Annotated in this window: 20 protein-coding genes and 2 pseudogenes; 8 read left to right on the plus strand and 14 right to left on the minus strand. The window is 61.8% G+C overall.

What is annotated here, in order from left to right; translation table 11 throughout:
• Window positions 1-4: 4 nt before the first annotated feature.
• Window positions 5-1,495: an MFS transporter gene (locus O1Q03_RS26380; RefSeq protein ID WP_269506968.1), complete on the plus strand. Its 1,491-nt coding sequence runs from the start codon at window positions 5-7 to the stop codon at window positions 1,493-1,495.
• 182 nt (window positions 1,496-1,677) lie between these two features.
• Window positions 1,678-1,821: pseudogene (locus O1Q03_RS26385) on the plus strand (aromatic ring-hydroxylating dioxygenase subunit alpha); the annotation flags it as partial.
• Between the two features lie 165 nt (window positions 1,822-1,986).
• Here O1Q03_RS26385 and O1Q03_RS40010 read toward each other — a convergent pair.
• Window positions 1,987-2,124 (minus strand): annotated as a pseudogene (locus O1Q03_RS40010) (hypothetical protein); the annotation flags it as partial.
• Here O1Q03_RS40010 and O1Q03_RS26390 point away from each other — a divergent pair.
• Window positions 2,114-2,488, plus strand: coding sequence for a hypothetical protein (locus O1Q03_RS26390; RefSeq protein ID WP_269506969.1), 375 nt, complete (start codon window positions 2,114-2,116; stop codon window positions 2,486-2,488). The pseudogene O1Q03_RS40010 and the gene O1Q03_RS26390 overlap by 11 nt on opposite strands.
• 145 nt (window positions 2,489-2,633) lie before the next feature.
• Here O1Q03_RS26390 and O1Q03_RS26395 read toward each other — a convergent pair whose 3' ends face one another.
• The 5 genes from O1Q03_RS26395 to O1Q03_RS26415 all read right to left on the minus strand — a co-directional run bounded on the left by O1Q03_RS26395 (window position 2,634) and on the right by O1Q03_RS26415 (window position 7,797).
• Entirely contained in the window at window positions 2,634-3,329 is a 696-nt protein-coding gene (locus O1Q03_RS26395) for a TetR/AcrR family transcriptional regulator (protein ID WP_269506970.1), read from the minus strand.
• Between the two features lie 206 nt (window positions 3,330-3,535).
• A complete protein-coding gene (locus O1Q03_RS26400) occupies window positions 3,536-5,005 on the minus strand; it encodes an NAD-dependent succinate-semialdehyde dehydrogenase (RefSeq protein WP_269506971.1) in 1,470 nt (489 codons plus the stop codon).
• A gap of 10 nt (window positions 5,006-5,015) precedes the next feature.
• A complete protein-coding gene (locus O1Q03_RS26405; protein WP_269506972.1) occupies window positions 5,016-6,026 on the minus strand; it encodes a dihydrodipicolinate synthase family protein in 1,011 nt (336 codons plus the stop codon).
• A gap of 51 nt (window positions 6,027-6,077) precedes the next feature.
• Entirely contained in the window at window positions 6,078-7,082 is a 1,005-nt protein-coding gene (locus O1Q03_RS26410; RefSeq protein ID WP_269506973.1) for an ornithine cyclodeaminase family protein, read from the minus strand.
• A gap of 139 nt (window positions 7,083-7,221) precedes the next feature.
• A complete protein-coding gene (locus tag O1Q03_RS26415; protein WP_269506974.1) occupies window positions 7,222-7,797 on the minus strand; it encodes a YceI family protein in 576 nt (191 codons plus the stop codon).
• 350 nt (window positions 7,798-8,147) lie between these two features.
• Here O1Q03_RS26415 and O1Q03_RS26420 point away from each other — a divergent pair, with 350 nt between their 5' ends.
• Entirely contained in the window at window positions 8,148-8,795 is a 648-nt protein-coding gene (locus O1Q03_RS26420) for a FadR/GntR family transcriptional regulator (RefSeq protein WP_269506975.1), read from the plus strand.
• A gap of 186 nt (window positions 8,796-8,981) precedes the next feature.
• Here the strand turns inward: O1Q03_RS26420 and O1Q03_RS26425 are convergent, their stop codons facing one another.
• The gene (locus tag O1Q03_RS26425) at window positions 8,982-10,034 is read right to left on the minus strand and encodes an aromatic ring-hydroxylating dioxygenase subunit alpha (RefSeq protein WP_269506976.1); all 1,053 of its coding nucleotides are present in this window, start codon (window positions 10,032-10,034) and stop codon (window positions 8,982-8,984) included.
• Window positions 10,035-10,134: 100 nt separating this feature from the next.
• On the opposite strand from O1Q03_RS26425, the gene O1Q03_RS26430 reads away from it, so the two are divergent.
• A complete protein-coding gene (locus O1Q03_RS26430) occupies window positions 10,135-11,073 on the plus strand; it encodes a LysR family transcriptional regulator (protein ID WP_269506977.1) in 939 nt (312 codons plus the stop codon).
• A 66-nt stretch (window positions 11,074-11,139) separates the two neighbouring features.
• On the opposite strand, the gene O1Q03_RS26435 is transcribed toward O1Q03_RS26430, so the two are convergent.
• The 4 genes from O1Q03_RS26435 to O1Q03_RS26450 all read right to left on the minus strand — a co-directional run bounded on the left by O1Q03_RS26435 (window position 11,140) and on the right by O1Q03_RS26450 (window position 16,059).
• On the minus strand, window positions 11,140-12,225 hold the full coding sequence (locus O1Q03_RS26435; RefSeq protein WP_269506978.1) for a porin: 1,086 nt from the start codon (window positions 12,223-12,225) through the stop codon (window positions 11,140-11,142).
• Window positions 12,226-12,817: 592 nt separating this feature from the next.
• The gene (gene fghA, locus O1Q03_RS26440; RefSeq protein WP_269506979.1) at window positions 12,818-13,705 is read right to left on the minus strand and encodes an S-formylglutathione hydrolase; all 888 of its coding nucleotides are present in this window, start codon (window positions 13,703-13,705) and stop codon (window positions 12,818-12,820) included.
• Window positions 13,706-13,829: 124 nt separating this feature from the next.
• Window positions 13,830-14,897 (minus strand): aromatic ring-hydroxylating dioxygenase subunit alpha, encoded by a 1,068-nt coding sequence (locus O1Q03_RS26445; RefSeq protein ID WP_269506980.1) that lies wholly within the window; start codon window positions 14,895-14,897, stop codon window positions 13,830-13,832.
• A gap of 112 nt (window positions 14,898-15,009) precedes the next feature.
• Complete coding sequence (locus O1Q03_RS26450) at window positions 15,010-16,059, minus strand: aromatic ring-hydroxylating dioxygenase subunit alpha (RefSeq protein ID WP_269506981.1); 1,050 nt, start codon at window positions 16,057-16,059, stop codon at window positions 15,010-15,012.
• A gap of 500 nt (window positions 16,060-16,559) precedes the next feature.
• Here O1Q03_RS26450 and O1Q03_RS26455 point away from each other — a divergent pair, with 500 nt between their 5' ends.
• Window positions 16,560-17,519 (plus strand): PDR/VanB family oxidoreductase, encoded by a 960-nt coding sequence (locus O1Q03_RS26455; protein WP_269506982.1) that lies wholly within the window; start codon window positions 16,560-16,562, stop codon window positions 17,517-17,519.
• A gap of 524 nt (window positions 17,520-18,043) precedes the next feature.
• Here O1Q03_RS26455 and O1Q03_RS26460 read toward each other — a convergent pair.
• From O1Q03_RS26460 to O1Q03_RS26470, 3 genes are all read right to left on the minus strand, one after another.
• Window positions 18,044-19,228 carry an adenylate/guanylate cyclase domain-containing protein gene (locus tag O1Q03_RS26460; RefSeq protein WP_269506983.1) on the minus strand — a complete coding sequence of 395 codons (1,185 nt, stop codon included), beginning with the start codon at window positions 19,226-19,228 and terminating at the stop codon, window positions 18,044-18,046.
• Between the two features lie 26 nt (window positions 19,229-19,254).
• Window positions 19,255-20,847, minus strand: coding sequence for a hybrid sensor histidine kinase/response regulator (locus O1Q03_RS26465; RefSeq protein ID WP_269506984.1), 1,593 nt, complete (start codon window positions 20,845-20,847; stop codon window positions 19,255-19,257).
• 323 nt (window positions 20,848-21,170) lie between these two features.
• Window positions 21,171-21,935, minus strand: a complete 765-nt coding sequence (locus O1Q03_RS26470) for a TetR/AcrR family transcriptional regulator (RefSeq protein WP_269506985.1) — start codon at window positions 21,933-21,935, stop codon at window positions 21,171-21,173.
• Window positions 21,936-22,089: 154 nt separating this feature from the next.
• Here O1Q03_RS26470 and O1Q03_RS26475 point away from each other — a divergent pair, with 154 nt between their 5' ends.
• Together O1Q03_RS26475 and O1Q03_RS26480 are read left to right on the plus strand one after the other, a co-directional pair.
• Window positions 22,090-23,751 (plus strand): bifunctional 3-(3-hydroxy-phenyl)propionate/3-hydroxycinnamic acid hydroxylase, encoded by a 1,662-nt coding sequence (locus O1Q03_RS26475; protein WP_269507023.1) that lies wholly within the window; start codon window positions 22,090-22,092, stop codon window positions 23,749-23,751.
• Window positions 23,752-23,758: 7 nt separating this feature from the next.
• Window positions 23,759-24,829: a VOC family protein gene (locus O1Q03_RS26480; RefSeq protein ID WP_269506986.1), complete on the plus strand. Its 1,071-nt coding sequence runs from the start codon at window positions 23,759-23,761 to the stop codon at window positions 24,827-24,829.
• Window positions 24,830-24,855 lie beyond the last annotated feature (26 nt).

Raw genomic sequence — 24,855 nt, forward strand, 5'->3', positions numbered from 1 at the left:
TTGAATGGTGAACGGCGAGCGTCGCGCCACGTCGCGTGGCTATCCGGCAATGGGCCGCATAGCCGGAAACGCAAATTGTAATACACGCCGTATACAAATTATCGCCATCGTTTCCGACATGATTCCAGATCCGATCGATCGACACGAGAACCTGGAGAACGGTGAATTTTCAGCGTCTCTTTCTCATATTTCAGCACTCGTCATCGTCGAGGCGCGCCGCGGGTTTGACCCAATGTCGTCGAACGACATCACGGTTACCATATCACAAACGATACAGTTCGTTTCGTATATAAACCAAGGGCACCGCCCCACCGGAGACATGATGAGCAGATCCATTGACGGGTTGAAAAGCCGGATATCGCTTGTGCTGGGCCACTGCGCCGGCATGATCGATGTCGTTGCATTGCCGGTGTGGGTCGGGATCGTCCTGATCCGACAGGACGGACTCGATCCGCAACGGGCCGGCGCACTCGCCACTGCCTTCCTCGGCGCAGTGGTCGCAAGCAGCCTGTCGATCGCGCCACGAATCGACCGCATCCGCGGCACGATCGCCGTGCCCGCCGGCTTCGCCGTCGCAGCGGCCGCATTCTTCGCGATGGCGCTGACGCGGGACTATGCGACGCTTCTGGCGCTGCATGTCGTCGGCGGTCTTGCGGTCGGCTGGGGCCTGTCGCTTACCCATTCCGCGATTGGCGCGAGCCCCAATCCGCACCGCCTGATCGCGACGGGCTTCACCGTGCTCAGCCTGCTGTCGCTGGGGTTCCTCGGCGCGGTGCCGCACGCGATCGCGGCGTTCGGGGGGCAGGTGGCGTTCATCGTTCTCGGCGCCATCATGCTTACGGCCGCACTTGCCGCGCTCGCGGGTTTTCCGGAGCGTCGGGCAGCGGCCTTGCCCGACGGCGCGCCGCGCGAGCTTCCCAAGCTGTCCCGACGCGTATGGTTTGCGATGGTGGGGACCAGCCTGCTCACCGTAAGTCACTCGATGATGCTGAGCTTCCTCGAGCCGATCGGTCTTGCGCACGGCTTCGGCGCCGGCCAGGTCATGAACGTGCTGCTCGGCATCGGCCTCGTGAACATGTTGCCCGGGGTGCTCGCCGCGCTGCTCGAACGCAAGGTGTCGAGCCGCGCCGTGATGATTGCCGGCCCGGTGCTCCAGGCTGTCCTCGGCTTCACGCTCGCCCGGTCGACCTTGTTCGGTGCTTACGCGTTTGCGGGCGTAATCTTCCCGACCGTGATGATCTTCACGCATACGTTCATCTTCGCGTTCCTTGCGCGCAACGACCCATCGACGCGAGCCGTCGCCGCCACTCCCGTCATGGCCATGACGGGATCGGCCATCGGCCCGATTCTCGGCGGCACCGTGGCGGACCATTTCGGATACGGCAGCATCGGGTGGACCATCGTCGTCGCTGCCGGCATCAGCACCTTCTGCTTCTGGCAAGCGAGCCGCCGAGCCGAACCTGCGCTCGCTCCCGCGACGGCGACGCCGCAGTAATCAGGGTCTTGTGCGATCGGCCCGCCGTAGCGGTCATCGCACCATGATTCGCGCGCGCCGATCTGCCAATGGCTGCGAATCGCGCCGCCTTTTTCTGACGCCACATTTCGCACGATGAGGGAACGACGATGACAAGACCCGCCGAAGCAGTGATTTCCGCCGCCAAGGCGAGCGCCAGCAACATGGCGGACCGCGATACGCCATTCGTGTTCGATGAGTGGTACGTGGGCGCCCGGTCTTCCGAAATCGGCCGGGCAGTGCTGCCCCGCACGCTGTTGGGCAAGCAGGTCGTCCTTTACCGGACGCTGGAAGGACAGGTCGTCGCGCTCGACGGCCGTTGCGTCCATCGCTCGTATCCGCTGTCCGCGGGCACCCTCGATGACGATAACGACGGACGCTACGCGGTCAGACGTCATGTCGTTCCGACGACGTTGCCACCGGTCTGGGCTGACAGACGCCTCGAACGGCGCCTTCGCGTAGTCCGGCGTTCCGAAGCTCTTCGCATGCACGTAGGTGAGATGCGTCAGATCGAGGAGATTCTCATGCAGGCTCAGATAGTTGCCGTTCAGGCGCGCGCGAATCGCGACTTCGACATTCGTAGCGCCGGGTCTGCATGAGGTGAAGGTCACGTTCTACGAAAGCACCCTGCCTGCCGTGGAGCGGACGCTTTTCACGATCAGGACACTGCACTTGCCCACGCCGGAAAGCCACTCATCGACACACTACTTCATCGTCCACTGTCGGGACTTCGGGCTCGACGACGCGGCAATGACGCCACTCATGCACGAGCGGCTCTTCACTGCATTCAGGGAAGACGTGCAGGCGCTCGAGCGGCTCGAGGACACGCTTCGCAACGCCGACGACCCGTTTTTCGAAATTTCGGTAGCAAGCGACCGCGCGTCGGTCGAAATGCGCAAATACCTGAAGCGGCGGGGACAGGCGGCGGGTGCGGGCTCGAACGGCCGTCCGCATCTCCTTCAGCGGTCCGGATAAGCCATCAGGAGAAATCGTCCGGCGCACATGCCTGAATCCATGAGACGCGAAGCCTCCAGTCTTGCGCCTTCGCTACCCTTCCGGCGAATCGACAGCTCCGTGCGTCGCAATCACGCGCGCCGCGTCGACGCGATTTTTCTAGCTATCAACGCGTGCGGGTCGGCGTCTTTTTTGCCGGAGGCTTTTGCTTCTTCTGACCCGTGCCGGGAATGAGCGCTTCCGGCACTTCGACGCCCAGCAACGTGTAGACATAGCTGATGTGCTCGCGCGCGAAATGCTCGTCGAGCGGGCCGTTGCCGACCAGCAGGCGCATGTAGACCGGCGCATACAACAGCTCGGCGAGGGTCTCGATATTGGACGGTGCCGGAATGCGCGACGAACTGCGCCATGCCTCGAGCATTTCCCTCACGAGCGCCCGCCGCCCGTAATGGAAGCGCTCGCGGAATTCGCGCAGCACGGCGGGATCGGACTGCCCTTCGGCGATGATCTGCGCGACGATCCGGCCGGACCATCCCGAATACTCGCGAATCAGCGACATCAGATGTGCGGCGATCGCTTCACCGGGCGGCAAGCCATGCGGCATCGGCGTCTTGACGATGTGATGCTCCATGAACGCGTCGATCACGACCAGCGCCTTGGAGTCCCACCAGCGGTAGATCGTCGCCTTTCCAACGCCCGCCTCCCTGGCGATCGCTTCAATGGAAATCGACTGAATGGTGTTGTTCTGGAGCAGACGGACCGTCGCCGCGAGAATCTGCGTGCGGGTTTCCTCGCTGCGTGGCCTGCCCACACCGCGCTCGACAGCCGGTGCGGGAACGGAAAGCTGGGTATTGGTCTTCATTGGCGTCCCGTGTTGACGTATGCTGCGAACGGTATCGCCCAATTATAAGACAGCTCGTACCTTAATTCGCGCCCGCGACGAAAACCGGTCGTAATGTGGAACGGGGGCGGCCATCGCTCAGCGACGGCCGCCCCCGCTTCTTCACCGAATGATCAATTTCGGGTGTGCAACCGACGCCGGCGCCAAGCCGACATCGGACGCGTCACTCAAAGCCCGCCCAGCGCCACGTACTTGATCTCGAGGTAGTCGTCGACCCCGTACTTCGACCCCTCGCGCCCCAGTCCGGACGCCTTCACACCGCCGAACGGCGCCACCTCGGTCGAGATCAGTCCTTCATTGACCCCCACCATGCCGAATTCGAGCTGATCGACCACGCGGAAGATCCGGCCCACATCGCGCGCGAACACGTACGATGCCAGGCCGAACGGCGTGTCGTTGGCGAGCGCGATCGCCTCTTCTTCGGTTTCGAACCGGAACAGTGGCGCGATCGGGCCGAAGGTCTCGTCACGGAAGATCAACGCATTCGTCGGAACGTCGGCCAGCACGGTCGGCTCGAAGAAGAATCCACCCAGCGCGTGACGCTTGCCGCCCGCCAGCACGCGGGCTCCCTTCGACAGCGCATCGTAGATATGCTCTTCGACCTTCCGGACGGCTTCCTCATTGATGAGGGGCCCTTGGACCACGCCCGCCTCCATGCCGTTGCCAACCGTCAGGTCCGCGGACGCGGCGGCGAGCTTCGCGGCGAACGCATCGTACACGCCGGCTTGCACGAGGATCCGGTTCGCCGCGACGCAGGCCTGGCCGGCATTGCGATACTTCGCGGCAAGGGCCCCCTTCACCGCGGCATCGAGGTCGGCATCGTCGAAAACGATCAGCGGCGCATTGCCGCCAAGCTCCATGCTCGTCTTCTTGATGGTCGGCGCGCATTGCGCCAGCAGTTGCGCCCCGACCTCGGTCGAACCCGTGAACGAGACCTTGCGTACCACCGGGTTCGACGTCAGCTCGCCGCCGATCGCGCGAGCCGAGCCGGTGACGACGTTGCACACGCCCCGCGGCAAGCCGGCGCGCTCCGCCAACACGGCCAGCGCCAGCGCGGAAAGCGGCGTCTGGCTTGCCGGCTTGATCACGCCGGCGCAGCCGACGGCCCAGCCGGGGCCTGCCTTGCGCGTAATCATGGCCGACGGGAAATTCCACGGCGTGATCGCCGCAAAAACGCCGATCGGCGCCTTCTGGGCGAGGATCCGCCGCCCATCGACGTTCTGCGGAATGATGTCGCCGTACACGCGCTTCGCTTCTTCCGAGAACCACTCGATGAAGCCTGCGGCATACAGGATCTCGCCGCGCGATTCGACCAGCGGCTTGCCCTGTTCGGCCGTCATGATGAGCGCGAGGTCGTCGACGTTGGCCAGCATCAGGTCGTACAGGGTACGCAGCACCTTCGCGCGTTCCTTCGCGAGCGTCTTGCGCCAACGGTTCATCGCGCGTTCGGCCGCGGCAATGGCTCGCCGCGTCTCGGCCGCGCCGCCGTTCGGCACGCGCGCCACCAGTTCGCCGGTCGCAGGATTGCGCACCTCCAGGGTCTGGCCGCTGTCGGCCTGCACCCATTCACCGTCGATCAGCATCGCCTGGCGCAGCAGGCCGGCGTCTTTCAGCGGAAGCTTGACAGGTTCGTTCATGAAGCCTCCTTCACGCAGGGTTGCGGCCGACGAAGAACGCTTCATCCGGATCGCTCGTCGGATTCAGGCCGGCTACCTCCTGGCCCTTGCGAAGCGATGCCATGTCCCGCTGATAGATGCGCTGCGTCGGGTGCGGCAGCGGCCCGCCGTTGTACCCTTGCAGCCACCCCTGGTATTTCCACGCCATCCGGTTGAGCAGGCCGTTCGGCGCCATCGGCAAGCCGGCGAACGCCTTGCGTGCCGGATCGATCTTGTACCAGAGCTGGGTTGCCTCGTCGAATTCCCCCGCCTGGATCAGCTTGAAGATCTTCGGCATGACGGGGCCGTAATAGGCCGTGTAGTTGGTGCCACAGAACGGGATATCCATCACCTGGGCAAGCGGCACGAACTCGTGCTCGAGCGGCGACGAGATCACCACCTCCTTGTGGAACTCGCGATGGACCTCGATGGCGGACATGAAGTTCGGATACCCGCCTTCGGCCTTGATCGCGACGACGTTGGGGATTTCGTCCACCATGCGGCGCAGCACCGGCACCGGGATGTCGGCCGGATGCAGGCGCGAGAAACCCCACGCCGGCAGCGGAAAAATGATCACGCCGAGGTTGGTGGCGTCGCAGATCTTCCGCGTGTACTCGAACACTTCGTCGTAAGACTTGGGATAGAAGTACGGCGGGTATCCGAGCAGCACGAGGTCGGCACCCGCCGCCTCTACCCGGCGAATTGCCTCGATGTTGTCCTCGAGCGTGTTGAACACCGCATGATGGACGACCACGAGGCGACCGGACGCCTGGTCGGCCATGATGTCGCAGAACTCGCCGTACTGTTCCAGCGTGATGGCGACTTCCGAACATGATAGCGAACCGACGAAGCCGTGCTGGATCGCCAGTTCGACATCGTGGCGTACAGCCTTTTCGTTGATGCGCTTGAAGTCCGACGTCATCGTCGGGAGGGTCACGTTGGCAACTCCAACGAGATGCTCACGCGCCCATTCGCGCGCTTCCTTTTTGGTGTAGCGGGCCATGCAGTGCTCCTTGTAGTCTGCGGGGTATCCGGTGTCGCGTCAGGCACGCGCCTAGCGCTTGGTTTCGAATTCGATCGGCAACGGCGTGGCAAGTCCCGCCTCGATCGCCTTGTCGAGGATCAGCCCGGCAACCACGATGTCCTGCAGGCCGCCGCCGACCGACTTGTACATTCGGGTCCGCGCATCCTTCAGACGGTCGTCGAGCGCGCCCGCGACCAGCTCCGCGAGACTGAACGACTTGTCGTGAAACGCGATGCCCGCCGTGTGCGCGGCGAGCATGTCGCCGGTCTCCTCCAGCACTTCCTCCAGCATGTCGCACACGATGATGTCGCTTCGCGCAACGACCGAAACATCGATCTCGCGCTGCTCGGGAATCGTCGAGCCAATGGAGACAACGGTCGCGCCAGGCTGCAACCAGTCGCCAAACAGGATCGGCTGCTCATCCCGCGAGCGGGCCGCGGCCAGCACCAGGTCGGCCGCTTCGACCGCTTCCTGCGCGGATGCCACGCCCCGCGCGGGCACGCCGAGGTCGCGCGTCACGGCTTCCGCGAAGGCGGCCCGGCGTTCTGGCGTCGGGCTGAACACGACGACCTCGGTCAAATCCCGCACCGCGGCAATCGCTCGGGTATGCATCGACGCTTCGAGGCCGCTGCCCAGTACCGCCAGACGGGCGGCCTTCCCAGGCGCAAGCCGGTCGAGCGCCGCGGCGGAAGTGGCTGCCGTGCGAAAACCCGTGACGAGGTTGCCGTCGACGAACGCCGCGATGCGGCTCGTTTCCCGGTCGAACAGCACGATCACGTATTCGACACCGGGCACGGCCGAGCCCATCGCCATCCCCATGACCTTGGCCCCGTAGTAGCGGCTCCCCACGGGAACGGCCGGCAGTGTGCGCAGCCACGTCTTGCCGGCGACTGCGACCGTTCGCGGCGGCGTGCTCTTGGGCGGAATGGATTGGGCGTAGGCCGCCTGAAGGGCATGGATCGCGTCCTTCCAGACGAAAACGGCGCGCGCGGCCTCGCTGGACACGAACACGGGTGCAAACGAAGAAATGGTCATATGCAGAACCGGAAGTTGACTTGAAGGGCTCGGCCGGCCGCGCAGCAGACTATCGATGTGCGACAGGGCTCGAGAGCGATGAACGGGTACCGGGTCGCGGAGTCGCCGCATGTGATGCGAGCGCTCCGCGGCGTCCGGATCACAGCTCCCGTGTGATTTCTGTCGCGATCGTCAGCTGCACGTTGTCGGACAGCGCGTGAGGAATCGCATCCATGCCGTAAGCACTGCGACTGATATTCGCCGTCGCCTCGAATCCGACCACGGGATGTCGCGTCCACGGATTCACCGCGCGATCGATCAGCGTCGCGTCGAACAGGGCCGGCAGCGTGACGCCACGGATCGTGAGATCCCCGTCGATCGCGTACTGGCGACCGTCGAGCAGCCGCACCGAACGGGAGACGAAAACGATCTTCGGATGTGCGTCAACGTACAGCCAGTCGGCGCCGCGCAAGTGTTCGTCACGCAGGTCGAACGCCGTGTCGATGGACGCGGCATCGATTTCGAACGACACCCGTGATGCCTCGATGCACACGTCGTCGAACGCCAGTCGCGCATCGAAGCGCCTGAATATCCCGGGCGTACGCGTAAGCCCGAGATGACGGACCGAGAAGCCGACGTGGGTATGTGCGGCTTCGAATGACCATGCCTGGCGTGCCACCGAGTCCGGCTCGACGACAGCGGCGTTACGTAGGAACGGCAGCGGGAAGTTCAACATGCGGAGTCTCCAGCCCGGTTACACCGAGCTATTCGTCTTGACGCCATGCTAACCGCGAGAAAACATCAATGCAACTATTGCGACGCCTCATTTTTGAAATTGATTCATATCTTTCGCGTATACCCGGAGGTCAATAGCGGCTTGGTGGCCGATCAGGCATAATGAGTCGTCGATTGATGCGTTCAATCACGCCCCAATCCGCTGACATGAATCGCGCTCCATCGCCTGCCCATTGGCAGGAATGGGGCCGCGGACCATCCACGAATCAATAGCCCTCACCTGACCAAAGAGCCTTCCCGCGCGGGGCGGCCGAGAATATGTCTGTACAAACGAACCTGATCGATGACGATGTGCTGCGGCTGCGTGAGTACATCGAGGCCCACGTCGCCACGAGCGGCGACCTGCGCCTGCCACCGGAACCGAAGCTCAGCGAGGCATTGGGCGTTTCGCGCGGAAGGCTGCGCACGGTGCTGAAAAGGCTCGAGGACGAAGGCGTCATCTGGCGACATGTCGGCAAGGGCACCTTCGTCGGCCCGAAGCAGGTCACGCCCGACGACGAGACCTGGTCCTCGTCCATCAGCGTCGACGACATCATGGATGCGCGGCTCGTGCTCGAGCCGCAGCTCGCCGCGCAGGCAGCCGTGCACGCGACGGCCGCCGACGTCGCGGCGATGACGCAGTGCCTCGCCGACATGGCCGAAACGGCGCCGTTTATGCCGTGGAAACGTCTGGACGAGCACCTGCACCGCCTCATCGCGCAATCGACGCACAACGCGCTGCTGCTGCTGCTGTACGACACGATGCGGGTGCAGGTGCGCCTCAATCTGGACGCACGCATGGAAGAGGTGTTCTCTTCGCAGACGGGCCCTCGGCACGATACCGACGACGAACACCGACAGCTCGTCGATGCGATCCGCACGCACAATCCGACACGCGCGGAGCAATTGATGCGCGAACATCTTCGCTCGGTGAGAACCCGGTTGTTCGGCTTGCGCTAGTACGCGCTTCGAGGGGCGGCGTAATTTGCCCGTCTGCGACGCGAATCGTTCCTCCCGGATGACGCACCTCCTGGCGCCGGCCCGTGCTGGATGCGCATCGCAAGAACCCTTTGCCGGCCCGCCGTTTCCGGTGGCTCCAGGGGCTCCGGCACGATAACTCGCCGGAGCCACCGTGCGCGCGGCCCGTTACGCCGTCGTCTCGCTCTTTTGCTCAGCGGCCGCGCGCTCTTCTTCGAGTCGCTGATTCACGGCCCAGCGGAACTGCGAGAGCGCGGCATCGATGCCGAAGGGCATCATCTTGAAGCCGGGATCGAGCTCAAGATTGCGGTGCTGCGCACTGATCATTTCGCGATCCTCATCGAAGGCGTCCACCACCGACTGATGGATCGACCGTGTCACCTCCGGCTTGTCGAGCGAGAAATTGTGCGGATGCGCGAAGAAGTAGTGTGTCGAGCCCTCCGTCTCCGGCGTCAGCGCCTGGCAACCGTGGAATTCCGCCGCGTCCACCCGGGTCCCCTCCGGCGCACCGGTCCCCACGGGCGCCATGCCCGAATCCATGCGCAGGATCGCGGGAATCGTGAAGTCGTAAATGTTCCAGCGATCGACCTTGCCCGGCCAGTCACGCACCGCTTTCACGAACGGCGGCGGATCGGTGTTCAGCGTCCAGCGCGTAATGCGTACGCCGTCCTTGATCCGCTCCACTTTCGGCCGCACCGTCGCGTAATCCTCTCCACCGCCCAGCGTCGTGGGATGGACATAGGGCAGATGCGAAAAGTCCAGCAGGTTATCGCAGATCAACAGGTAGTTGACGTCGTAGTGGATATACCCGGGCAGCGAACGCCACTGTGGATCGTCAACCCAATGCGTGTCGGGAATCGCGGACGGATCGGCCAGCTCGGGCTCTCCCATCCAGATCCAGACCCAGCGGTGCTGCTCCACCACCGGGAACTGCCTCACCTTCGCATGCGCCGGGATTCGCTCCTGCGCCGGCGCCTCGACACATGTGCCCTGACTGTCGAATTTCAGTCCGTGATACATGCACCGCACGCAGTCGCCTTCGCGTCGGCCGTGCGACAGCGGCGCGCCACGATGGCAGCAGCGATCCGCAAGCGCGATCACCTCGCCGGACTCCTTGCGGTAGAGCATCACCGGCGTATTGATGATGGTGCGGGAAAACAGCTTGTCGCCTTGCACCTCGTGCGACCAAGCAGCTACGTACCATGTATTGCGGATGAACATCGCTCGTCTCCTGTTTGTTGTAGGACATGCTGTTGCACGTCGCGCCATAACGATAGAATCGGATCCGTGATGCATCAACCTAATGGGATTAATTCAACCTATGCACGCCGCGCATATACGTGATCTCGATCTGAACCTGCTGGTGCTGTTCGACGCGATGCTTCGCGAGCGAAGTGTCACGCGCGCGGCGGCGGAAGTCGGCCTATCCCAGGGGGCCATGAGCCATGCACTCAATCGTCTGAGGACGTTTTTCGAGGATCCGCTGTTCGTCAAGACGCCTGCGGGCATGGAGCCCACGCAAAAGGCCTCGCAACTGGGCACGACGATCACGGTGGTGATGACGGCATTGAGGGAGCGGGTTCTCTCGCAAGCGAGCTTCGATCCCGCGACGGCGCGACGCATGTTCGTGATATGCATGACGGACATGGGGGAACTCGTCTTCCTGCCGCCGCTCGTGCGGCGCCTGCGGGAAGTCGCGCCCTACTGTTCGGTGCGCTCCGTGCAGGTGCCGCTGGAGGACATCGAGGCCACGCTTGCCGCGGGCGACGCCGATCTCGCGCTCGGCTCCGTGCACGCCGCGCCTGACGGCCTGTACCAGCAGCAACTGTTTCTGCACACGTTCGTCACGATGGTCAGCGTGCACAACAAGGCCATTGGCAGAACGATCAGCCGTGCGCAATTCGAGCGCGCACCGCAAATCGTCGTGTCGCTGACGGGCCGCGCGAGCGCCGCCTACGATAGTGCGTTCGAGGAATACGGAATCAAGCGGAACGTCTTTCTGACCACACCGCACTTTCTGGTCGTACCGCACCTGATCAACGCGCAGCCGGACCTGATCGCGACGGTACCGCTGGAACTCGCGAACGTCTTTGCGAAGCTCGGCACGGTGCGGATCGTCCCTCCGCCCGTGCCATTGCCGCCATTCGCGCTACGCCAGCATTGGCATCCGCGTTTCCACGACGATTCGGCCAACATGTGGCTACGTCGCCTCATCAAGCAGACGTTCGACCGCTATCCGGATATCGACGGCGATTCATGAGGCGAGGACATCGCGCGTGTCGAAGGCCGGTCCGGCGTCACGCCGGACCGGCCTTCGCCGCTGCAATCAGAACATGTGCATGATGCCGACGGTGGCCCCCGTCGTCGTGCCCGCAGGCGCAAAGAGCGACGTCGTTCCCGCACCCGGCGACAGCCCTAGATTCGCCTTGCCGTGATTGTTGACGAAGCCGACCTGCGCATACACGCCAGTGCGCTTCGACAGGAAATAGGTCGCGCCCGCCGCGCTCATCAGCGAGTGACTGGACGAATCGTTGCGGTCGCTGACGTACCAGACGCCGACATTGAGATCCAGTTGCGGCAAGGCGAAGTAATCGACGCCGCCACCGTACACGTTGTTGGTCGCTCCGCCCTCGACCTTGAAGCTCTCGAACGATGCCTTTGCGGTGACCGGGCCGAACTTGTACGCCGCGCCGATCAGCCGTCCGACATACGGGACATTGCCGGCCGGAACCGTGATGACCGACCCGCCTGCATGGCTGTCGAAAAAGGCCGAATCAATGGTCAGTCCGCCCCACTCGTACTTCAAGCGAGCCGAATACTGGCGGCCCGACTGGAAATCGCCGGCCACGCCGCCGAACGAGTACATCACACTACCCTGGAAGCCGGACACCACCGGGCTCGTATATGAAATCGCGTTCGAGCTGAACGAACCCGTCACACTGACGTTGTTGGAATAGATGGCCAGGATGCTGCCGAATTCCGAAAACTCCCGCGGATCGAGTGCCCACGCGGCCAGAAAAAACGGGGAAAACTGCAGACCGGCCTTCACCTCACCGAAGCCGCCCTTGAGTCCGACATACGCCTCTCGGCCGAACAGGTTTCCGTTTCCGTTGTTGAGGCCACCGTTGGACAATCCGATCCCGCTCTCGAGCTTGAATATCGCCTGAAGACCGCCGCCCAAGTCCTCAGTGCCGGTCAGGCCGAAGATCGCAGGCGCGATCCCCCCGTTCTGAAATCCGACGAACTTCCCTGTATTTCCCCCAGTCGCCAGGTTCATCGTTTTACTGAGATAGAGGACGCCGGTATCCGCAATTCCGTACAGCGTGACGCTGCTTTGCGCATGGGCCGATACCGCAAAAAGAAGGCTCGACGCTACTGCGGTCGTCACCCTGAAAACGCACCTCCGGTACATGACTGTCTCCTTGATTTATTCTCTAAATAAAAAACACTTCGCATTACGAAGTACTTGCGGCGGCACTTACGACTGTCAGACATCAAATTGAAACGAGATGTCGCGTTTTTCTCGGGGACTCCCTTGCAACACCCAGACTTGAGATCGCGGACCCACCATCCCGAACGGAAAAGCTGACCTTTCGCGCTCACGCCTTCTGCTTCGGTCAGCAAGCTCTCCGGCACCGCGGTCGCTTTCAGCGCAAGTCGAGACCGTTCTCCATCAGAGACCTAGCATCCCAAATATCGATACGGCAAGGATCATAATATGCCGATGATCGCCGCCGAACAATCGCGTTTTCCCTGCATCGCATTACGTCCACGCTAGGAACCCTAAGTTCATAGACGGCTCGAATCGTATTTAATTTAAACGACTATCTTGACCAAACCGCGACAACTCCGTTGCGAAACATACGCGAGCCGCGACGCGGACCTCCACGCACGTCGCTGACGACGTGAGTCGGCATCTCGCAATGAATCATTGGTACCAGTGATAATGCCGCTCCGCCACTCTTGCCCGAGGAATGGCGGACCGTCGACCGGGTAGGTAAAAGTCACCCGAGCCCGATTGATGATGCGCCGGCGCCCGAGGCTTGTACCGCCCGCAGGATGCGTGCGTGGTGAAGGATGTGATCTTCCATGAAGCTCTGGACGAAGAAAAATCCATGGTCGTAACCTGCATGGCGACGCAGCGCAAGCGGCTGATGCGCGACTTCGCACGCACGTTCAAACACGTCAGGGTTCAGCTGTTGCGCGAGAAACTGGTCTGCCAGCCCCTGATCGATCAGGATGCCCTCACGGAACCTGTGGCGAGCGTTGCCCACGAGCTCGCTCGCGTCGTATTGCTGCCACGCGTCGCGATCGGCGCCAAGATAGCCGCTGAACGCCTTCTCGCCCCACGGGCAGCGGGTCGGCGCCGCAATCGGCGCGAACGCCGACACTGACCGATAGATCTCCGGGTTGCGCAGCGCCAGCACCAATGCGCCATGACCCCCCATCGAATGGCCGAAGATGCCAAGGCGAGCGCCATCGATGGGCAACGCGCCGAGCGCCGTCTCGCGCAACTCGTCCCGCACGTATGAATACATCCTGTAGTGCTTCGACCAGGGATCCCGAGTCGCGTCGACATAGAAGCCCGCGCTGACCCCGAAGTCCCACGATTCCGACTCGCCTGGCACGCCCGCACCGCGCGGGCTGGTATCGGGCGCGATGAGCGCGACACCGTGTTGCGCCGCGTAGCGCTGCGCGCCGCCCTTGATCGGAAAGGTCTCTTCGGTACAGGTCAGCCCGGCCAGAAAGAACAGCGCCGGCACCTTCCTCTCCGCCGCCTCCTTCGGCATGAAAACCGAAAAACGCATCGGCAGACCGATGATCTCCGACTGATGTCTGTAGATGCATTGCGTGCCGCCGTGCGAACCGTGCGACTCGATCAATTCGAGCATTGCGCTTTCCTTTACTGGAGAACGACCGGGCGAATCGATTCGCCGTTCTTCGGATCGGCCGCGCCCGGGTCGCATCCGCCTCGATGCGCGCGGCACGGTCCGTCAGCCGAACGCTTCCTGTCCGTCAGTTCACCGGCTGCGGCTGTCGTTGCGTCAATTCGGCCTCGATCTGCTTGTCCAGCAGGCGGCGGACGCGAACGGCCGCTGCATCGCCTACCAGCAGTACCGGCTTGAGCGACCAGAAATCCTGCTTGCCGATCGACGCCTGCTGCCTCTCGAGCATCGGCGTGTCCTCCCTGTCGAACGTGGCCGCGAACGACTCGACAACGCTCGCCGCGATTTGCTCGCCGCGTGCGCCGCCGTCCTTCGGCACACACATCGAAAACCAGTAATGCGACGTGCTCTGCGTCTCCGGCGTGAACAGATGCGGATTGTTGAACAGGAGCCCGACGGACTCGCTCCGGGGGCGCCCAGCAGGCGTTGCGCCACCCAGCAGCAGGAGATTTGACGGGGCACTCCACCTGACGTCGAGCCAGCGGTCGACATGCAGGCCGCGCGGAACGCCGAACTGATCGCAAGCCGCATCGGGCAGGACTTCGTTGCGGATGAAACGCAGCGACCAGACATCCGCGCCGTCCTGGCGCACTTCTGTCTGCGCGTGCTTGACGGAATCGCTGCCCAGCGAATCGGGATGCAGAAATTCGATGTGTGACAGGTCGAGAATATTGTCGACCTCAAGCCTATAGTTCGCGCGCGGCCGCAGGTATGCCTTGCCGACGTACCAGCGCTCGGGATCCATGCACGAGAAATCCGGGATACTGGCCGGATCGGCGCGCGCCGGATCACCCATCCAGATCCACAGCACGCTGTATCGCTCGACGAGCGGATACGAACGTACCGTCGCGGCAGCCGGGATCCTGCCGTCGCCATGAGGATTGTGTACGCACTGCCCGGCTCCATCGAATTCCAACCCGTGGTAGCCACATTGCACCGCGCCTTTGTCAGCCAGAAGACGCCCACAGGACAACGGCGCGAAGCGGTGCGGACAGCGATCGTACAGCGCGTGTGGCACGTTCGCGGCATCACGGAACATCACGACCGGCTGGTCGAGCAGCCTTCTGGCCAGCAACGCGCCCTTTTCGAGTTCGCTGTCCCAAGCCGCCATGTACCACGTGTTGAGCAGGTAATCCATGCTGCTGTCTCCTCTAGCTATGTATGAGCCAACGGCGGCGGTCCAAGCACACCGCTGACGATAGGTTCGCAAGCGAACGGCGTCCGCACGAACGGCGCGCTGGGTACGCCGACTATCCGTCGCGCTCCATCCAGCGCGCAACGATACGGCGCGCCTGGATACCCGCCGCATCGGCCTTGACGCTACGTTCGCCGGCGCTCACGCGGCGAGGACGACGGGCCGCCTGCGCCTGGATGGCCTCCAGCACGGCACGGTCCTCGTCGAATCCGGTTCGGATCGCACCGACCAAATGGTCCATCGCTTCCGGCGCGGTGGCGAAATCCCGACCTATAACCCAGCAATACAGCATGTGGGTCTGATCGATCGGCGTGGTGGCGTGCGCCACGCGAAAGCGGCTCGGCGCACACCCCGGCCGGGACGGATCCTCGAAATCGACACACCCCTCCTGCAGCGCCGGCGACAGGAACGAGCCTCGATGCTCGCGATGCCAGGGCGTACCAGGCAGCACCCCAAGCGCCATCGCATAGCCCGGCGCGAGCGGCTTGTTCACGAAACGCTGGCGGTATTCGACCGTGTCGCCGTCGCCGCTCACTTCCGGCGCGCTCGTCCAATCCTCGATCTGAAAGGTCGATGCATGCACATAGCCAAAGTGCGTGAGGTCCAGCACGTTTTCCTTGAGCAACATGTAATTGGCTGAAATTTCCATCTGCCCGGAGCGGGTGGCGAACGAGGAATCGGTCGTCCAGTGCAACTCCGGCTGCGCAGGCGCCGAGTCGATCATCGCGGGATCGCCAACCCAGATCCATACGAACGGCCCAACCTCCTTGACGGGATAACGCTTTACAGAAAAAGCAGGGGCTGCGTCCGCGGACGGCACACGCACACAACGTCCAGCGGGATCGAAGCAGAAGCCGTGGTACCCGCATTCGATCGTGTCGCCATGCAGGCGGCCTAGCGACAGCGGTGCCTGGCGGTGCGGGCAGCGGTCCTCCAGCGCGGCGACCGTGCCATCCTCCTGCCGGAAAAGCACCACGGGCGTATCGAGCAGCCATCGGCCGAGCAAAGCTCGCCCTACTTCGTTGCCTAGCGCGGCAACCCACCAGCAGTTGTACGGATAGTTGCGAGTTTCTGCGATGCTTTCCGTAATATTCACGGTTGCCACGATGTCTCACTCCTTGTCCAAAAGACCTGTGCCCTTCACTGATTCCGCAGCGAGAACCCTGCGCACCTGACAACGGCCTTGCGCTGATGCGTCGCTTTACGGTGCGGTTGCCTGTTTCGGCTGACCTCACAATTACTAAACGATTCGTCTCGTTTCACTTTAGTGGAAGTGTATGGTGCGCGCAATCGGGTTTGCCCGAACCGCGCCCCCTTCTCTGTACCAACATGCGATCGCAACATCGGTGCACTGCGGCGATCGATGGCACATGTCCAGTGGATATCGGTGACAAGTCTGGGGTAAATCCCGATGACGGCATCAATCACACTCGGTATATTTTTAATACGATACGTACCGTTGTATAATTATGCTGCCACGAAACCGTTCGAAGCTGATATGAATCTCCGCCCAATCGGGCTTGCGCGACGTACGGCTATGCAAACGAAATCGAACATTGCTCCCAGTTCGCGATGTTCCGGAACACTAGATCAGGAGTCTTTGATATGGATGCAGTCATCCGCCCGGTGCGCGTTGCCGCCAAAGCGCTAGAAGCCCGAAACATTTACAGCTTCGAGTTGATCGCGCTCGATGGCGGCGAACTTCCATCGTTTTCCGCCGGCGCACATATCGATGTGCATCTGCCCACCGGGCTGGTGCGCCAATACTCGCTTTGCAACAATCCCGCTGAATCGCACCGCTACCAGATCGCAGTGCTTCGGGATGCAAACTCTCGCGGGGGTTCAGTCGGTATGCACGCGTTGGAAGTGGGGCAGATCGTTGATATCAGCGAACCGAGAAACCATTTTCCGCTGGCGGACGATGCGCCGCACAGCCTGTTGCTCGCAGGGGGCATCGGCATCACCCCGTTGCTGTCGATGGCCGAGTACCTGTCGAGTCAGGACAAATCATTCGAACTGCACTACTGCACGCGTTCCGACGATTGCACCGCCTTTGTCGCGAGACTACGCAGCGCTTCGTTTGCAGCGTCCGTGCACCTTCACTACGACGACTCCCCGTCTCGGAAACTTGACCTGATGGCCCTGCTTGAGCGAGGCCGTCCCAGCGCTCATCTCTATGTTTGTGGGCCCGCAGGGTTTATGGACTGGGCACTCGATAGTGCAAGAACTGCGGGCTGGCCGGAAGAACGCCTGCATCGCGAATATTTCGCGGCGACACCCAAGAATACGAGCGGGGACGGCAGCTTCGATGTGGAAATCGCGTCGACAGGTCAGGTTATCCGGATTGCGGCCGATCAGACAGTGATCGCGGCGCTTTCCGTTCATGGCATCAGCGTCCCTACATCCTGCGAACAGGGCGTTTGCGGCGCTTGCCTCACACGTATACTGGACGGCATACCCGAGCACCGCGACATGTTTCTCACCGCCGAGGAACGGGCTCAAGCGAACCAGTTCACGCCGTGCTGCTCCCGATCTCGAAGCCCCAAACTCGTCCTCGACCTCTGAACTGGCGATGCGAGTCCATTCAAAGTATGGTAATCGCCGAGGCTGTTGGTGCCCGCCTTTGGGGCCACGTTTCAGTTCGATAGAAACAGGCGACTGAGCTAGTGATTGTAGAAAAACAAATCCACGCAAAAATCACCCTCGTCGATGAGCAGCCGCTTTTGCATCCACGCTTTGCACACGGACCATCCCAACTAGCCGGCCCAAATACCTCCTGCTGGGAACCATCCGGTGGAGCATTGAGCGGAACGGATCGGCGAATAGCACCTTCGCCGCGAAGGAACGCTTCGTAGAAGTCCAGCATGCGAATCCACACCTCCTCCACGAGCATCCACCGTGTAAATGCGCCGCAGTAAAGTGCAGGACGATGCCCGGATCGCTTACGGAGAGCCGGTATGGTCAGGACGGCTCGATCAACGATGATCCCGCCGACGCGATCGCAAACCGCTAACCTGGTTTTCGACTTCGCCGGAATCCTCTCTCTTTCCGCCGCCAGACGGAAGCCGCAGGCTGAAGCGGGGGAGATGTCAAAACGCACCGGCCCTGCCGGCCAGGAACCACGTGCGGAGCTCGCCAATACCCTTCGCAGTAATCGTGCCGCGCTCTTCGAGGAGGAAGGAATCGCCGAGCCTGTTGCGCGTGGCCTCCGTCACCTGCACGCGCCCGGCGACGCCCTGCGATTCCATCCGGCTCGCGAGATTGACCGCGACGCCCCACAAGTCGTAAATGAACTTGCGCTTCCCGATCACCCCGGCCACGACTTCGCCGCTGTTGATGCCGATACGCAACTGCAAGTTGCAGCGCCGGAGCGCGTTGAAACGGGCCATCGCATCGATCATGTCGAGCGCCATGTGCGCCGCCCGCGCCGCATGGTCGGCCACCGGGACGGGCAGTCCTGCCGCCGCCATGTACGCGTCGCCGATGGTCTTGATCTTCTCGAGGCCACGATTGTCCGCGAAGATGTCGAAATCGGTGAAGATATCGCCGAGCATCTCGACGAGTTGCTCGGGGCTCATGCCGGCCGAAAAGCCAGTGAAGTCCACGATATCCGCGAACAAAACCGACACCTCGGGGAAGCGGTCCGCAATCACTTGCGGGAAGTTGCTGTCGGCAATGTCATCGAGGTGAGCTTTCAATCGCTCCGCGATCGGATAGGGCAGCATATTGAGCAACAGCCGCTCCGATACCTTCTGCTCGGCGACGACCTTCGCGTACAGCCCCTTGAGCTCGTCGCTCTGGCGGCGAATCAGCTCGCGGCTCGCCTCCACTTCCCGCATCTTTTGCTCGAGCGCCCTGCTGTAGTCGCGCAATTCGCGGTGCAGCAAGCGGACTTCCAGCATGTTGTGAACACGCATCAGCACTTCGGCCAGATCGAACGGCTTGCTGACGAAATCCTTCGCGCCGGTTTGCAGCGCGCGCAATTTATGGGCAGGCTGTGCCGTGACCACGATAACCGGGAGGTAGCTGTCCGCCTCGAGATCCTTCAGTGCCTCCATCACCTTAAAGCCGTCGGTGCCGGGCATCTGGAGATCGAGCAGGATGAGGTCGAACCGATTTTGGCGGTGAAGCGCGCATACCGCGGATCCATCCATCGTCGACGAAACGTGAGCATAGCCCGCCCGGCGCAGGACCTGATCGAGCAGCAGGATGTTGGCCTGCAGATCGTCGACGATGAGGATTTTGGCGTTGAGAATCGCTGATGAATCGATCATGGTTCGGCACCCGGATACCTGACGCGCTAGTGCGTTCCTTGCCGAAACGCAATGGCTTCGGCGAGCGCCTGCATGAACTCGTCGATCTTGATCGGCTTGGTCAAATAGCGGAAAAAGCCCGCTTCCAGACCTTTTTCGATATCACGCGGCATCGCGTTCGAACTGAGTGCCACCACCGGGATGTCCGCCGTCGCGGGATTCTTGCGCAAGATGTTTAGCGCTTCGATGCCGCTGATGTCGGGCAAATTGATGTCCATCACAATCACGTGCGGCAGCGCCCTGCACGCCAATTCCACACCGAGTCGTCCCGTCACGGCACTGAGCATGCCTATGTCCGCGTGCCGGGCAACCAATTGCTCCACGAGTTTCAGGTTCGCGGGGTTGTCCTCGATATAGAGCACGGTATGGACGGGTACCGCGGCCGCAGCGTTCCTGGCCACCGCCTCGGCAGGGGTAGTGAGTTGCGCGGCGACCATCGTGGCGATTTCCGGGGCGGGGGCCGCATTGAGTTCGATCCAGAACACACTTCCCTGCCCGGCGGTACTTTCAACACCCATGGCGCCGCCCATCAGTTCTGTCAGCCGCTTGGCCACCACCAAGCCGATGCCCGTGCCCTCCTCGGTGCCTGCCTCCTGTCCCAGACGATTGAATGGCTGGAAGAGTTGGACCATCTGCTCCGGCGACAAGCCCAGACCCGTGTCGCTGATGCTGACGCGAACCCGATCCGACGTGCGCGTGCTGTAATCCACCTCGACTGTTCCTTGCGAACGGTTGTATTTGATTGCATTCGAAAGCAGATTGATCAGGATCTGCTTGAGGCGGGTTCGATCGGCATGGACGTAGCAGCGCGCGTCGACATGCGGAAACACCATACGAATACCGCGTTGCTGTGCCTGCTGCGCGATCATGGCTTCGCATTCGTGCAACGCATCGCTCAACGATACAGGTTCCGGCGAGGTTGACACCTGCCCCGATTCGATCTTCGCAAGATCAAGCACTTCGTTGATCAACTCGAGAAGATGCCATCCTGCCCGCAGAATCTGGTCGATGCTCGCCAGTTGCGAGGGCGTTGGAGGCGGCGATTCGGATGCCATGAGTTGCGCAAAACCGAGGATCGCATTGAGCGGGCTGCGCAGTTCGTGACTCATACTGGACAGGAAGTCCGACTTCGCGCGGTTGGCGCTTTCGGCCGCGGCCAGGGCCTGCTTGCGGTCCTCGATGTCAGTGGCCGTCCCAACCCACCTCACAACGTTTCCGTTCGCATCTTTTACCGGCGATGCCCGATCGAGATGCCATCGATAGCTGCCGTCAGACCTTCTTCTTAAACGCACCTCCATTTCCTGCTCCGTGCCGCTCGCCACGGCACGCGCCCAATGCTCCGTCGCCGCTTGCACATCATCCGGATGTATGGTCGACATCCAGTTCGATCCCTGAACTTGCGGAAAATCAAATCCTGTAGACGTTTCGAGCCGCTGGTTAACGTAATCGATCAAACCATCCGGCGTAGCTGTCCATACGATATGTGGTATTGCGTCCGCAAGTGATCTGAAACGCCGTTCGGCTTCCTCGACCTTGGTTTCGTGCCCAGGACAATCTCGTGACAAAGCGTGCTCTTGCATGATCGATCCCTAAAACAAATGTCGACATGCCAGTGCGTCAGCAACTTCACCTGATCGGAATCAGCTCGAAAGTCTCTGGCGTTGGACGGAAACCGACCTATTCAAAGGCGAGAAGACACGTCGGCACAAGACAAGTGGCCACATTACCCCTTCTCATGTTCATGCTCGCGTAACGAAGCGTCAATTGGGAGCGTAAGCCAACCGTTGTAAGGAATTGAACCGCCGGCGCTTGGTTGAGGTTCGACGACGCGACCTCGGTGAAACGGGAGCGCACTCCTTATCGTAGGCTTCGCGTAATCTCAGTTTGAGCGACCCATTCCTACTCACTCATCCGATCCATGTTTCGCCAGCGTAACGACGATAGGCAATGGACGGTTGGCAATCTCCGTCGCTTCAGCTCTCGGAACCCCGAGCGTTTGCAACAACGAAGAGGCAGTACGTTCTGCAAAGCCCTCTTGGCTATACCCGATCATTTTCAACATATCAGTCACGGGTTCTTCCCCGGCATCAAAGCGCAACTCGATTGCGATGGCCGTGAGTACCGCACCTCCGACTGTAATCACGCTCACGAGCGGCTCGTCGGCGACGAACCTTTTGGCACCGATCCCCTTCTGGATATCTCTCAACAGTCGAGGCCCGAGGCCTCGGCTAAGTGCACGTGCAGACAGGCCCTCCCGGAGCAGGAAATGGCCCCACACGGGCTCGCGTCGCGCACGCAACAACGTGTGGCGCAAGGCGACCGCGATGGTCTCTGCGGGATCGGGGAGGTCGGCAGCCATCCGATCCAGCGTATCTGCGAACTCCTCGAACACTGAATCCAGGACCGCGGCATGAATCGCTTCCTTCGATTCGAAGTGGTTGTAGAACGAGCCCAAGCCAACGTCGGCGGCCTCGGTAATTTCGTTGATCGCGACCCCTTCCATCCCTTTTTGCGCCATCAGGACAAGAGCAGCATCGAGTAGACGCGCTCTGGTTTCACGCCTGCGGCGCGCGCCGCGGGGCTCGCGGCCCTCGGCAATCACGGGCGCCTCCCCGTGGGTGGCGGCAGCAGTCGCGGATTTCGTGCGACGGGTTGAAGGGGCAGGCATCGGCGTTCCGGTGGATTCGACAATTCGAGTATACGTTCCAACATCATAATTGACACAATATTCAGAGATGAATTTAATGTCATCACGACGGCGCACAGTCGTCCGTCTGGAGAATGGAGACTGAACGGTGGCGGAGACAACGGTACGGAACGAGATTGGGACCCCTGAACGCGCAGCGTCTTCCGGCGGGCACGACTTGCCATCATCGGTAGAAGTGCTTGTCGTCGGGTGCGGACCGGTTGGAGCAACTATTGGAGGTCTGTTGGCGCGTGACGGTGTGCGGGTTCTTGTCGTCGACAAGGCTACGGAAATTCTCATGGCACCGCGTGCGATCGCCCTCGATAACGACGCGCTGCGGATACTGCAATTCGCAGGCGTGACCGAAGCGGACCTTGATACCGTGGCAATTCCGTACGTACGTATGCGCTCGCCGTGGTTTGGCGAATTTGCACGGGTAAATTCGCTCGGAAGCATCGATTGTCATCCAAAGCTCGTCACGTTCTATCAACCTGATCTGGAGCGTTGCTTGCGCGCGCAATTGCGTGCATGCAGCTCAGCGCAAACAGGGTTCGGCGTCGCGCTTGTCTCGCTGGACGAGCAAGAAGACCACGTGGTCGCAACGCTCGACATCGGTGAAGGCCGGCGGCATGCGGTGCGCGCCCGCTACGTCGTGGGTGCGGACGGAGCGAGCTCGGTCGTGCGCCAAATGATTGGACAGGCGTTCAAAGGAAAGACATTCGCCGAAGACTGGCTGATCGTCGACGCACGTGAGGTTCGTCGTCCGATCGATCACGTCGAGTTTATCTGCGACCACCGGCGGCCCACGCCACACATGACTGCTCCCGGCGGCCGCGAGCGCTGGGAGTTCATGCTGCATTCGAATGAGACCCGCGACGAAATGGAGTCCGACGAAAGCATTCGGAAACTCCTGCAACCGTGGGGCGGCATGATGGATATGGTGATCGAGCGAAAGGCTGTGTATCGCTTTCACGCGCGCACCGTCAGATCGTTCAGAAGGGGTCGCGTCTTTCTCGCCGGCGACGCGGCGCATATCACACCGCCGTTCGTCGGGCAGGGGCTGGTCGCTGGGCTGCGTGACGCCGCGAACCTGTCATGGAAGCTCGCGTGGGTCATCAAAGGACACGCCGCGCCGCACATTCTAGACTCGTACGATCAGGAGCGCCGACCTCACGTCAAGGCAATGATCGGCGTCGCGAAGTTCATGGGAAAGCTGGTGATGCCGCGCAATGCGGGTGTTGCAATTTTCACCCACGGTCTGATGCGGCTTTCCCGGCTCGTCCCGGCGCTACGCAACCACTTCGACGAGTTAGGAATCAAGCCGAAGAATGCGCTTCGACGGGGACTATTCGTTTCCGGTGCGGCACGAACCCGACTTGTCCGCGGAGCGGTTCTTCCTCAAGGATGGCTGCGCAATTGCGACGGCGCTATTCGCATGAGCGATGACGTATTGGGCACCGGCCTCACGCTGATCGGATTCGGCAAGGATGCTGGAGCAAACCTTGACCCAGGCACGCGGGCGGCGTTTATCGCGGCCGGTGGATCCGTCGTTCAGGTCGTACACCGCGGGCAGCGTCTGCACCGTACCGAGAAGGGCGGGTGGGAAGACCTGGACGGCACGTTCATGCCGCGTGTCGTCGGATTTGGCTGGGCGGCTGTTGTTCGTCCGGACAAGACGATCCTGCATGAGGGGCCCGTGACCGAGTCGACGCGCATTGTCCTCGAATCGCTGCAGCTACTTGGCGCATGCACTTCGCTAACGGCGCGCTCCAGTCAAATTGCCATGCCCTCCGCCTGAGGCCTCTATGAAACTCACCACGGTTCAACCTGCGCGGCATCCGAAACCCACAACGAAAGCGTTGGCGCTGTCCTACTTGATGTTCGAGCGCCCCGATCTTGATCGGGCTGAACGATTCCTCAACGACTTCGGCCTTCGCACGGTATCGCGCGACGGCGACTACTTGTTCCTGCGCGGCACCGCCGCCACGCCCTTCTGCTACGTCGTTCAGCGCGCCGACAAGGCGCGCTTTGTCGGCCTGGGACTTGAGGTCCAAGGCGTAGCGGAACTGCGCAAGCTTGCTCATGTACCGGGCGCCTCGGACGTAGAGCCGTCGCCGTGGCCAGGCGGCGGTCTTCGTGTGAAACTTGTCGATCCGTCCGGGTTCCATGTCCATGCAATTGCCGGGCAAGCGCGAGCCAGTGCGCTGCCCCACCGATCGGCGTTGCCGTTCAATTCGGTGGATTCCGTCGTTCGTGTAAACGACACCCAGCGGCCGCCGCTTGACCCGCCCGAAGTGATTCGCCTCGGTCATGTTGTCCTGGAGCTGGCTGATTTCCAGGCGACTTGCGCATGGTACACATCGCATTTCGGCTTCATTCCGAGCGATGTTCAGGTATTGCCGGATGGGTCGCCGGCCGTCGCGTTCATGCGACTTGATCGCGGCGCAACCCCAGCGGATCACCATACGCTTGCTTTGGCGCAGGGCTTCGGCCCGCTCTACAGCCATTCGGCATTCGAGCTCGTTGATGCAGATGCGATCGGCGTAGGACAACGCGTTCTGCGTGACCAGGGCTGGACGCATGCATGGGGAATCGGACGCCACATCCTTGGCAGTCAAGTATTCGACTATTGGCAGGATCCTTGGGGCGACAAGCACGAGCACTATTGCGACGGCGACATGTTCACGGCCGACATGCAGACCGGTATCCATGCAGTGAGTCGTGAAGCGATGTCTCAGTGGGGGCCGCTGATGCCGCGGAGCTTTACCAAGCCCAAGATAACGCCTTCCAGCATTGCGGCACTCGTGCGAAGCCTGCATGGCAGTCCTGACGTTACCATCGCGAAGCTGCGCACGCTCGCGAAGTTGTTTGCCTGATACCTATCCTCTAAAAGACTTGTTCG

The organism is Burkholderia sp. IMCC1007, from assembly GCF_027257875.1.
In the GTDB taxonomy this organism is placed as follows: domain Bacteria; phylum Pseudomonadota; class Gammaproteobacteria; order Burkholderiales; family Burkholderiaceae; genus Burkholderia.

Excerpts from the sequence above, each read along its gene's own strand:
- O1Q03_RS26380 (WP_269506968.1), top strand. The coding sequence starts at position 5 with ATGGTGAACGGCGAGCGTCGCGCCACGTCGCGTGGCTATCCGGCAATG.
- O1Q03_RS26395 (WP_269506970.1), bottom strand. The coding sequence starts at position 3,329 with ATGAAGACCAATACCCAGCTTTCCGTTCCCGCACCGGCTGTCGAGCGC.
- O1Q03_RS26400 (WP_269506971.1), bottom strand. The coding sequence starts at position 5,005 with ATGAACGAACCTGTCAAGCTTCCGCTGAAAGACGCCGGCCTGCTGCGC.
- O1Q03_RS26405 (WP_269506972.1), bottom strand. The coding sequence starts at position 6,026 with ATGGCCCGCTACACCAAAAAGGAAGCGCGCGAATGGGCGCGTGAGCAT.
- O1Q03_RS26410 (WP_269506973.1), bottom strand. The coding sequence starts at position 7,082 with ATGACCATTTCTTCGTTTGCACCCGTGTTCGTGTCCAGCGAGGCCGCG.
- O1Q03_RS26415 (WP_269506974.1), bottom strand. The coding sequence starts at position 7,797 with ATGTTGAACTTCCCGCTGCCGTTCCTACGTAACGCCGCTGTCGTCGAG.
- O1Q03_RS26425 (WP_269506976.1), bottom strand. The coding sequence starts at position 10,034 with ATGTTCATCCGCAATACATGGTACGTAGCTGCTTGGTCGCACGAGGTG.
- O1Q03_RS26430 (WP_269506977.1), top strand. The coding sequence starts at position 10,135 with ATGCACGCCGCGCATATACGTGATCTCGATCTGAACCTGCTGGTGCTG.
- O1Q03_RS26435 (WP_269506978.1), bottom strand. The coding sequence starts at position 12,225 with ATGTACCGGAGGTGCGTTTTCAGGGTGACGACCGCAGTAGCGTCGAGC.
- fghA (WP_269506979.1), bottom strand. The coding sequence starts at position 13,705 with ATGCTCGAATTGATCGAGTCGCACGGTTCGCACGGCGGCACGCAATGC.
- O1Q03_RS26445 (WP_269506980.1), bottom strand. The coding sequence starts at position 14,897 with ATGGATTACCTGCTCAACACGTGGTACATGGCGGCTTGGGACAGCGAA.
- O1Q03_RS26455 (WP_269506982.1), top strand. The coding sequence starts at position 16,560 with ATGGATGCAGTCATCCGCCCGGTGCGCGTTGCCGCCAAAGCGCTAGAA.
- O1Q03_RS26460 (WP_269506983.1), bottom strand. The coding sequence starts at position 19,228 with ATGATCGATTCATCAGCGATTCTCAACGCCAAAATCCTCATCGTCGAC.
- O1Q03_RS26465 (WP_269506984.1), bottom strand. The coding sequence starts at position 20,847 with ATGCAAGAGCACGCTTTGTCACGAGATTGTCCTGGGCACGAAACCAAG.
- O1Q03_RS26470 (WP_269506985.1), bottom strand. The coding sequence starts at position 21,935 with ATGCCTGCCCCTTCAACCCGTCGCACGAAATCCGCGACTGCTGCCGCC.
- O1Q03_RS26480 (WP_269506986.1), top strand. The coding sequence starts at position 23,759 with ATGAAACTCACCACGGTTCAACCTGCGCGGCATCCGAAACCCACAACG.